Source organism: Pseudomonas sp. (assembly GCF_036387035.1).
Classification (GTDB): domain Bacteria; phylum Pseudomonadota; class Gammaproteobacteria; order Pseudomonadales; family Pseudomonadaceae; genus Aquipseudomonas.
In genome coordinates this window covers 1-9,305 of record NZ_DASVUM010000195.1, presented here as the reverse complement: position 1 = coordinate 9,305, position 9,305 = coordinate 1, and the positions used below count along the sequence as shown (strand labels likewise).

General features: G+C 62.1%; 5 protein-coding genes. All 5 read left to right on the top strand.

Translation table 11 applies throughout. From position 1 onward, the window contains the following. The coding region (locus VF672_RS18645; RefSeq protein WP_331106030.1) for an Hpt domain-containing protein at positions 1-4,572 on the top strand (4,572 nt) is incomplete at its 5' end. After that, positions 4,565-5,056, top strand: a complete 492-nt coding sequence (locus VF672_RS18640) for a chemotaxis protein CheW (RefSeq protein WP_331106029.1) — start codon at positions 4,565-4,567, stop codon at positions 5,054-5,056. The genes VF672_RS18645 and VF672_RS18640, both read left to right, overlap by 8 nt. Positions 5,057-5,699: 643 nt before the next feature. Beyond that, positions 5,700-6,848 carry a Fic family protein gene (locus VF672_RS18635; protein WP_331106028.1) on the top strand — a complete coding sequence of 383 codons (1,149 nt, stop codon included), beginning with the start codon at positions 5,700-5,702 and terminating at the stop codon, positions 6,846-6,848. Positions 6,849-6,946: 98 nt separating this feature from the next. Then, entirely contained in the window at positions 6,947-8,623 is a 1,677-nt protein-coding gene (mdcA, locus tag VF672_RS18630; protein WP_331106027.1) for a malonate decarboxylase subunit alpha, read from the top strand. Continuing rightward, a partial coding sequence (locus VF672_RS18625; RefSeq protein WP_331106026.1) for a triphosphoribosyl-dephospho-CoA synthase occupies positions 8,623-9,305 on the top strand: 683 nt, incomplete at its 3' end. The genes mdcA and VF672_RS18625, both read left to right, overlap by 1 nt.

The window sequence follows — 9,305 nt, the reverse complement described above, 5'->3', positions numbered from 1 at the left end:
TCGGAACAGTTGGTCCAGGTGCGCGGCGCACTGGCGATGATTCCGCTGGCGCGGGCATCCGGCCTGCTGGCGGCCTGTAACGAGTACATCACCGAACACTTGCTGGTCGACGCTGAAAGCCCGGCCGCATCGCAGCTCGATCACTTGGCGGACGTGATCATTGGCGTCGAGTATTACCTCGAGCGCATGGCCGAAGACCCGGAGGCGCCGGGTGAACACGTGCTGGATCTGGCCCAGGAAAGCCTTGCCAGGCTTGGTTACACCCCGGTCACCGACGCGCTGGATGTGCCGGTGCTCGAAGAAGTCATCAGCGAGGAGGAGCTGCAAGCCCTGCACGAACGGCAGGCCTTGGTCAGCCCGAGTCGGACCCTCGCCGAGGTCCTCGCCAGCCCGCTGTCGGCGGTCAATCCCCCGGCGCGGAATATGCCGGCCAGCCTGTTGCCACCGCCAAAAGGCGAGCAGGCAATTGACGAAGAGCTGCTCGAAGTCTTCCTCGAGGAAACCGACGAGATGCTCGAAGCGCTGCGCGAGTACGTGCCGCGTTGGCGCGCTGACCCGGACAACTTTTCGGCGCTGGGCGAGATTCGTCGTGCGTTTCATACGCTCAAGGGCAGCGGCCGAATGGTGCGCGGGCTGATTCTTGGCGAGCTGGCATGGTCGGTGGAGAACCTGCTGAACCGGGTGCTGGAACACAGCGTCGAGCCAGACGCACGGGTGCAGCAGTTGCTCGCAGACGTACAGGCGTTGCTGCCCGACGTGATTCGCGATTTCGCCGAAGACGTGCAGCGCCAGCGCGACGATGTCGACCGACTGGCCGCCCAGGCCCATGCGCTGGCCCAAGGTGAAGCGGATGATTACGAGCCTGCGCAACGGCTGGAGGATGAACAGGGTTTCGATCCGCAATTGCTGGAAATCTTCCGTCAGGAAGCCCACACCCATCTGAATACGATGAGCCGTTATTTCGACGCCGCTCAGGATGCCGATGCGCCGATGTTCAGCAACGATTTGCTGCGCGCGCTGCATACCCTCAAAGGCAGCGCATACATGGCGGGCGTCCTGCCGATTGCCGAGCTGGCGAGCCCGTTGGACCAGTTGGTCCGCGAGTTCAAGACCAACCTGATCGCGGTCGGCCAGGCCGAAATTGATCTGCTGCGAGCGGCTGAGCCATTGTTCCGCCAAGGCCTGGCGCAGCTGAATGTCGACCCGCTGATGCCCATCGACGGCGCGGCTCTCTTGATTCAACGGGCCCACGAGCTGTTCGACGCGCGCATGGCCGAGGCCTTGAGCGACGATGGCAATGGCTTGCGCACGCGGCGTAATCCGCACTTGATTTCAAGCTTTCTGGTTGAAGGCATGGACATCCTGCTGGACGCCGACAACCTGCTCAAGGATTGGCGTCAGCACCCCGGCCGCCGCCAGGAATTGAGCGCGCTGCTCGACGAATTGACCACGCTCGGGCACGGCGCGCACATGGCCGAGCTGCCTCAGGTCGATGAGCTCTGCGAAGCGCTGCTCGATCTGTATGGCGCGGTGGAGGAAAGCAGCCTTGCCGTCAGCGAACGGTTTTTCGATGAGGCCGAAAAAGCCCACGAAGCGTTGATCAACATGCTCGATCAGGTGGCCGCCGGACAGGAAGTGCAGCCTTGCCCCGAGCGCGTGAGCGCGTTGCGCGGGCTGCTCGACGAAGCCCTGAACCCCGGTGCGATGGGCGTGATCAAACGTGACGAGGCTGGGGGGACCCACATCACGGAAATGGATCAGGTCAATGAGCGCCTCGCTCAGCCTGCCCGGCCTGCACGTGATGATTTCGATCAGGAAATCGTCGAGATCTTTCTTGAAGAGGCAGTGGACATTCTCGACCTCGCCGGTCCTGCACTGCAACGCTGGCTCGACGATCCGGAAAGCCCGCTGCCGTTGTCATCGTTGCAGCGCGACCTGCACACCCTCAAAGGGGGCGCGCGCATGGCCGAAATCGGGCCGGTGGGCGACCTCGGCCATGAGCTGGAATCGCTCTACGAGGGCCTGCTCGACCGCCGTTGCGGTTACTCACCGCAACTGGCCGAGCTGCTGGTACACAGCCACGATCACCTGTCGTTGATGCTCGAACAGTTGCAGCACCGTTCGGCGTTGACCAGTCCCGCTCCGCTCATCGAGAAGATTCGCGAGTTCCGGCAGCGCAACTGTTACCTGCTGCCCAATGACGGCGAGACGCGCAACGTCAGCTCAATGATTCACTCGCTGGACGAGCGCGATCCGGAGCTGCTGGAAATCTTCCTCGAAGAAGCCGACGACATCATTGAAAGCAGCAGCGCAGCGTTGGTGCGCTGGCAAGCCGATCCGCAGAACACCCTGGAAATCGAAAACCTGCTACGCGATCTGCACACGCTCAAGGGCGGCGCGCGCATGGTGGAAATCGCGCCTGTTGGCGATCTGGCCCACGAACTGGAGTCGCTGTACGAAGGATTGTCGACGGGGACGTTGAAAAACAGCGCGATGCTCAACGGCCTGCTGCAGAGTGGCCACGACATGCTCGCCGACATGGTCGATGCCGTTCGAGGCTACGAGCCGTTGCCCAACCCGGCGCTGCTGATCGAAAGCATGGAACATTACACGTCGTCGGGGACAGCACGCGAAGTCGTCGAGAGAGCTCCGGCAGCGTCAGCGCTGCCGCCGGCGCCCCCTGTCGAACCGACTGCGGCACAGGCCGAGGCCGACGGCGAGCGCATCGGCCCGGAGATGATCAAGGTCCCCGCCGAGCAACTCGAAGATCTGGCGAATCTGGCCGGCGAAACCTCGATATTCCGGGGGCGTGTCGAGCAGCAGGTCAGCGACGCGCAGGTCACGCTGGTCGAAATGGAGACCACCATCGAGCGGATGCGCGATCAGCTGCGCCGACTCGATATCGAAACCCAGGGCCGTATTATCAGCCGCGATCACCCCATTGATAGGCACGGTTACGAAGCATTCGACCCGCTGGAAATGGACCGGCATTCGCAGCTGCAGCAGTTGTCCCGCGCGCTGTTCGAGTCGGCATCCGACCTGATGGACCTCAAGGAAACCCTCGACGCCCGTGCTCACGAGGCTGAAACCCTGCTGCTGCAACAGGCGCGGGTGAACACCGAACTTCAGGAAAGCCTGATGCGCACGCGCATGGTGCCGTTCGAGCGCATGGTGCCGCGTCTTCGCCGGATCGTCCGCCAGGTGGCCGGCGAGCTGGATAAAAAGGTCAAGTTCGACGTGGTCAACGCTGAGGGCGAGATGGACCGCAACGTGCTCGAACGCATGGTCGCACCGTTGGAGCACATGCTGCGCAACGCCATCGATCACGGGCTGGAGAGCGCCGAGGAGCGCCTGGCCGCCGGCAAGTCGGAGTGGGGGCATATCACGCTGAGTCTGGCCCACGAAGGTGGCGACATCGTCATCGAGATGCGAGATGACGGCGCCGGTGTCGACTTCGAGGCTGTGCGCCGCAAGGCGATCAAGCGCGGCATCATCAGCCCGGATGCGGAGCTGAGCGAGCACGACATCCTGCAGTTCATCCTGCGGGCAGGGTTTTCCACCGCCGAAACCATCACCCAGATTTCCGGGCGCGGCGTCGGCATGGACGTGGTGCACGCCGAGGTCAAGGACCTGGGCGGCTCGATGGTCATTGATTCCAAAGCGGGAGAGGGCGCGCGTTTCCGTGTTCGTTTGCCATTTTCGGTGTCGGTCAACCGAGCGCTGATGGTGCAGTGCGGCGAAGAGCAATACGCCGTTCCGCTGAACAGTGTCGAGGGCATCGTGCGCGTCATGCCGCATGAGCTGGAAGCGTGTTATCAGTCCGTGCCGCCGCGCTATCAGTACGGCGGACGCAACTATGAGTTGCGTTATCTGGGCGAGCTGCTCAATAACGGTCACCCGCCGAAACTGGCCGGGCAGACCCAGGCCCAGCCGCTTCCCGTGCTCCTGGTGCATGTACACGACCAATGGGTCGCGGTGCAGGTGGATGCGTTGGCCGGCTCGCGGGAGATCGTGGTGAAAAACCTCGGGCCACAGTTTTCGGCCATACCGGGCATTGCGGGCGCGACCATTCTGGGCGATGGCCGCGTGGTGCTGATTCTCGACCTGTTTGCCCACATCCGGCGCTTTCACGCCAAGCTGCTGGCGTTGCAAGTGGCCGGTCGTGCGCCGGTGCGTTACGTCGAGCCCGAGCAGGCGCGGCCGCTGCTGGTGATGGTGGTGGATGATTCCGTCACCGTGCGCAAGGTCACTGGCCGCTTGCTGGAACGCCACGGCATGAACGTCCTGACGGCGAAGGATGGGGTCGACGCCATGGCGCTGCTGCAGGAGCACACCCCTGACGTCATGCTGCTGGACATTGAAATGCCGCGCATGGACGGCTTCGAGGTGGTCAGCAAGATTCGTGGAGACGATGCGTTAAAGCACCTGCCAATCATCATGATCACCTCGCGATCGGGCCATAAACACCGCGACCATGCCATGGCGTTGGGGGTTAACGACTACATGAGCAAGCCGTATCAGGAAGCTGCGCTGCTGGAGAGCATCGCCCACTGGAGCCATGTCCATGTCTGATACCACGCTGCAAGCGGCCCGGTTGACCAGCCTGACCGGCTTACTCATCCCGCTCAGTGACCGGCACCTGCTGCTGCCTAACGTCGCGGTCGCCGAGCTGATCGACTATCAGGACAGCGTCGCCGATCCCGCCGCTCCGCAGTGGTACCTGGGCCCGATCAACTGGCGCAACCGCAGCCTGCCGTTGCTCAGCTTCGAAGCCGCCTGCGGCAGCCGCGCCCGAGTCGGGGGCCGCGCGCGCATCGTCGTGCTCAACGCCTTGGGCGGTCGGCCGGATTTAAAATTCATTGCGCTGCTGACGCAGGGCATTCCCCGGTCATGCAAGCTTGATAGCCAACTCAGCTACGTCGATGTGCCGCTGGCCGAGCTGGAACTGGCCGCGGTGCAAGTGGGTGAAACCGTGGCAAAGATCCCGGACCTTGTGGCGCTTGAGGAGTGGTTGATGGATGCGGGGTTGGTACAGGTAAGCGGCGCGGGGATTTGAGCCTCACTTGAACCATATTCGCCATTATCGAGGTTCGCCGCGGAGTTAACGCCTGCCCCGAGATCTGTAGGAGCCGGCTTGCTGGCGAATAAAATCAGCCAGCGCTACCAATATCGACTGACCCACCGCCTTCGCCAGCAAGCCGGCTCCCACAATTTGATATGCGGCGTGTGTCAAATCCTCACTGCCCGAAGGACTCAGGCGCTGCCAGCAGAAGCAGGATCAGACCCTGCTGATGAATCTTGCTTTCACAGGTTCGATATCGGTAAGGTTTCCGGCGTCCGCATCCGCAGCGCCTTCAGCGACAGCCTTCAAGTGGCGCGTCTCGCCCCCACGACTGCTTTTCCCGCGCTGCAGGTTGCATGTCGGACACAACCCTTGTGGGAGTGAGCTTGCTCGCGAATACGGCGTATCAGCCACTGAAGATTTAGCGGATGTACCGGCGTCTTCGCGAGCAAGCTCGCTCCCACAATTTGATCTCCTGTGCATGCTCAACTGTGGCATGCCAGCGTGACGCCGGGGGCAGATGGCAATTGCTACTCCGAAATTCCTCCTAGACGCTGAGCCGAATAAACCTCATATTCGGCTCATGCCGTGAGCCGAATAAGGTCGCTATTCGGCTCACACACGTCCGAGGCCTTCAGTGAAACAGTCAACAGAATGGATCTGGCAGCACCCAAAGTGGCCCTCTTTCGCTTGGGATGTGGAGCCATTGGCGCCGCTTTTACGGGCCTGCACCCAGGCGCAGGGTCAGTTATTGGGGATGATTGGCGCGTCAGGCACTGACGCGAATGTCGAGCGTGAACTGGACGCCTTGCTGCAGAACGTCATCACCTCTTCGGCCATCGAAGGTGAGCAGCTCAATGTGGACTCAGTGCGTTCTTCTCTGGCAAAACGGCTCGGGCTCGCCAGCGATGAACGTGTGACTGCGCGCAGTGAAGGCTTTGCCGAGTTGATGCTGAATGCCACTCAACGACACGATGCGCCGCTGACATCTGAACGGCTGATGCATTGGCATCGCTTGTTGTTTCCCGAAACGAGCGCCCTGCTGGCAACGTCCCTCCAGGTCGGGGTGCTCAGGGGACCTGAACCCATGCAAGTCGTGTCCGGTCGCATTGACCGGCCCGTGGTGCATTTCGAGGCGCCTGCGCGCGAAAATCTCGAAAAGCTGCTCGATGACTTTCTTTACTGGTTCAACAGCAGCCGCTCTGATCGCACCCTCGACCCACTGGTTCGCGCGGGCATCGCGCATTTCTGGTTCGTCACGCTGCATCCGTTCGACGACGGCAACGGACGTTTGACCCGCGCCATCACCGACCTGGCGATGGCCCAAGGCGAACACCAGGCCATACGTTTTTACGCCATGTCCGCCAGCATCCTTGCCCGCCGTCAGGACTACTACCGCATTCTGGAAGCGACCCAGCGCGCCGGCCTGAACATCACCGAATGGCTCGTCTGGTTTTTACAGACGTTGCTGCATACGCTGGAGCAGGCCATGCAGCGCATCGACCGGGTCTTGGCCAAGGCCAGATTTTGGCAAGCCCATCGGGATGACGGGCTATCCCCCGAGCAAATCAAAGTGCTCAACCGGTTATTGAATGGCGACCTGCTGTCGGAGAAGCCCGACGCGGGTTTTACCGGTGGCATCAGCGCCGCTCAATACCAGGCGGTGGCCAAAGTCAGCAAAGCCACCGCCACCCGGCATCTGGCGGACCTGCTGGTGAAAGGCTACCTGTTGAAATTGCCGGGCGGGGGCCGCAGCACCCGCTATCAGATCCAATGGCCTGACTGATCATTACTCTGAGCGTAACGGTCTGCTGATTTGCTTGATTGATGCCGCACCTGAACCCCTCCTAATCTGCCCCACGACAGCGAACTCGTGGAGTCAGCATGACCACAACAACGAAACTTGACCCGCGCTGGTCGCGTCGTCGCACTGAAAAACTGCGACGGCTCGACCTGGTGCGTTCCTTCGCCGATGGCGTTGTACTGCCGACCGACAAGATCGTCGCCGCGCTTGAGGCGCTGATTGCACCGGGCGACCGCGTGGTGCTTGAAGGCAACAACCAGAAGCAGGCGGACTTTCTTTCGCGATCCCTGGTCAAGGCCGACCCCGGCAAGCTGCACGACCTGCACATGATCATGCCTAGCGTTGGGCGAGCCGAGCATCTGGACCTGTTTGAACGCGGCATCGCCCGCAAGCTGGACTTCTCTTTTGCAGGTACGCAAAGCCTGCGCATCAGCCAACTGCTCGAAGACGGCTTGCTGGAAATCGGCGCGATTCATACCTACATCGAGCTTTATTCGCGCCTGTTGGTCGACCTGATTCCCAATGTCGTGCTCTCGGCCGGTTTCATGGCTGACCGGGCCGGCAACATCTACACCGGCGCCAGCACCGAAGACACTCCCGCCCTGATCGAACCGGCTGCGTTCAGCGACGGCATTGTCATCGTGCAGGTCAACCAGTTGGTGGATGACGTCAGCGACCTGCCGCGTGTGGACATTCCGGCGTCATGGGTCGACTTCGTGGTCGTCGCCGACAAGCCGTTTTACATCGAGCCGCTGTTTACCCGCGACCCTCGGCACATCAAGCCGGTCCACGTGCTGATGGCGATGATGGCGATTCGCGGGATCTACGAGAAACACAACGTTCAGTCCCTCAATCACGGCATCGGTTTCAACACGGCGGCGATTGAATTGATCCTGCCGACTTACGGCGAATCCCTGGGCCTTAAGGGCAAGATTTGCCGCAACTGGACGCTCAACCCGCACCCAACGCTGATCCCCGCCATCGAAAGCGGGTGGGTCGAAAGCGTGCATTGCTTCGGCACCGAAATGGGCATGGAAAACTACATTGCCGCGCGGCCTGATGTGTTCTTCACCGGACATGATGGCTCGATGCGCTCCAACCGGATGATGTGCCAGCTGGCCGGGCAGTACGCGGTTGACCTGTTCATCGGCGCCACGCTGCAAGTCGACGGCGACGGTCATTCATCAACGGTCACGCGCGGGCGCCTTGCCGGCTTCGGCGGCGCGCCGAACATGGGCCACGACCCACGCGGCCGACGCCATGCCACGCCCGCCTGGCTGGACATGCGTCAACAGAGCGGTGACGGGCCGGACGCCTACCTTGAGCGCGGCAAGAAGCTCGTGGTGCAAATGGTCGAGACCTTCCAGGAAGGGGGCAAACCCACCTTCGTCGAGACCCTTGATGCCGTGGAAGTCGCGAAAAAAAGCGGCATGCCCTTGGCGCCGATCATGATCTATGGCGATGACGTAACTCACCTGCTGACCGAAGAAGGCATCGCCTATCTGTACAAGGCACGGACGCTGGAAGAGCGTCAGGCAATGATCGCCGCCGTCGCCGGCGTGACGTCCATTGGCATGCGCCACAATCCCAAAGACACGGCTCGCATGCGCCGCGAGGGGCTGATCGCGCTCCCTGAGGATTTGGGCATTCGCCGCACCGACGCAAGCCGCGAACTGCTGGCGGCCAAGAGCATCGCCGAGTTGGTGGAATGGTCCGGCGGTTTGTACAACCCGCCTGCGAAATTCAGGAGCTGGTGATGCGTGCATTCAACGTAGCTTTCGACACTTTTGATGCAGCACCAGGCTTGGCCTCACTGGCAGCGCGCCTGGCCGATCTGGCGGTTGATGCGCTAATTGACGAGGCCGACCTGTCGCCTAAACCGGCGCTGGTCGACCGCCGCAGCAGTGGCGCCCACACGGACCTGCACCTGGGCCTGATGCATGCGTCAGCTCTGTCACTGTGGCCTGCGTTCAAGCAAATGGCCGACGCCGCTATAGCCATCGGCGAGCTCAACCCGGCACTGCGGGAAACCATCGGCCGCCTCGGCCGCGAAGGCGAAGCCGCGATGATGCGCACGACCGGCGGGGTGAACACTCACCGCGGCGCGATCTGGGCGTTGGGTTTGCTGGTCACCGCTGCAGCGCTGGATCCCGATGACCTTTCCCCGGAAGGGCTGTGCCAACGCGCAGGCCGGCTGGCATTGATCGAGGATGGTCACCAGGCCGCCAACCAGGGCCAGAGCCATGGTCAAACCGTTGCGCAAAAATACGGCGCGACGGGGGCCCGAGAACAAGCGCAGACCGGCTTTCCCGCCGTCACCCAGACCGGACTGCCGCAGCTCGTGCGCAGCCGCGCAGCCGGGCATGGCGAGCAAAACGCGCGACTCGACGCGCTGCTGGCGATCATGACCACGTTGTCCGACACCTGCGTGCTGTATCG